Source organism: Shewanella sp. SG41-4, from assembly GCF_014164505.1.
In the GTDB taxonomy this organism is placed as follows: Bacteria; Pseudomonadota; Gammaproteobacteria; order Enterobacterales; family Shewanellaceae; genus Shewanella.
Genome location: NZ_JACJFI010000629.1, coordinates 1 through 1,213, shown reverse-complemented (window position 1 = coordinate 1,213; position 1,213 = coordinate 1). Strand labels below are relative to the sequence as shown.

General features: G+C 40.4%; 1 protein-coding gene and 1 tRNA gene. One reads left to right on the top strand and one right to left on the bottom strand.

Features of this window, described 5'->3' with window-relative positions:
- Window positions 1-680: 680 nt before the first annotated feature.
- Window positions 681-757, bottom strand: a tRNA-Trp gene (locus H5202_RS22825).
- A 302-nt stretch (window positions 758-1,059) separates the two neighbouring features.
- Here H5202_RS22825 and H5202_RS22820 point away from each other — a divergent pair.
- A partial coding sequence (locus H5202_RS22820) for a helix-turn-helix domain-containing protein (protein ID WP_182774029.1) occupies window positions 1,060-1,213 on the top strand: 154 nt, incomplete at its 3' end.

Sequence of the window (1,213 nt, the reverse complement as noted above, 5' to 3'; positions counted from 1 at the left end):
CTTCTATCTAAAAAAACGGTAAATCTGGTGCTGTTCCTAGCACCCTGCCTTCTTGTTCGTCGATGTAATCACCAATGCTGCCGATACCCGTTGGGTATGATTACTTGCTGTGGTGATGGTGCCGTCGGTGTTTACGGTTTATGATCAGCCTTGGTTGGGCTAATAATTGTTGTAACTGCTTTAACATTGCCGTTCCTTAGATTATCAATTAGCCCTAAACTACGTGGCGGATCACTGTGATTGATTGGCTGATATCAATATCACCTTTACCGCTGATGGATGCCAATATTGATACCGAATCACATACACCTTTATAAACCTCACCTCTTCACGAACGCCTATCAACATACCTGGTGTTACTGGCGATAAGTCACCCATTATCGGTAAGCTCATGTTGATGTTTAACGTGTTACCCGTGCGTTGATAACGACTATTCTTGCGGCTTGGTTATCAACAATTAACAGAGCGCTCATATCATCAGTAACAATATTTTGCAGACGAGAAAGTCCCATATATGGGCAAGATAAAAAGCGTCATGGTCACGGTTTGGTCACCATTTGGTCACCAATTGCAAAATTGAAGTTTTCTGGGGTAAGGAATTGGTGCTGTAGAGGAGACTAAAAAATTGATAAAAGCCAGAAAAGACAAAGGCCTAGCATTTCTGCTAGGCCTTCTAAATTTGGCAGGGGTGGCAGGACTCGAACCCGCAACCATCGGTTTTGGAGACCGCTGTTCTACCAATTGGAACTACACCCCTGTTGACGAGGTGCATTATGCTAAACCCCCCTCCAAAGGTAAAGTACTTTTTTAAATAAAGCGCTCAATTGCAGATTTTTCAAACAAGTTAGCCAATCTAATCGATTTATGCGTAGATTATGCTTTTATTAGTTGCTTCATGCATTTGTTAATGTAAACAATGCACCGGGCTGAGTTACGAAAGTATCTTTGAGATATCTACTATACTCCCTTGGCATTCGACCCATCATGAACAAGAATCTAATAATAGTAATTACATTAACTATATGATCTAATTAATCGTAATTTATTATTTCAGTATCTATAAATAATATCAATCTTGCAGCATTAGCTAAATCTGAGAAAAGCGCACGTAAACGTATGCGTTATCTCGCCTTACTTCATTTTACCGAAGGTCATTCTCGTACTGCTATAGCCAACATGCTGAAGGTCAGTAGAACCAGTGTAAATACTTGGG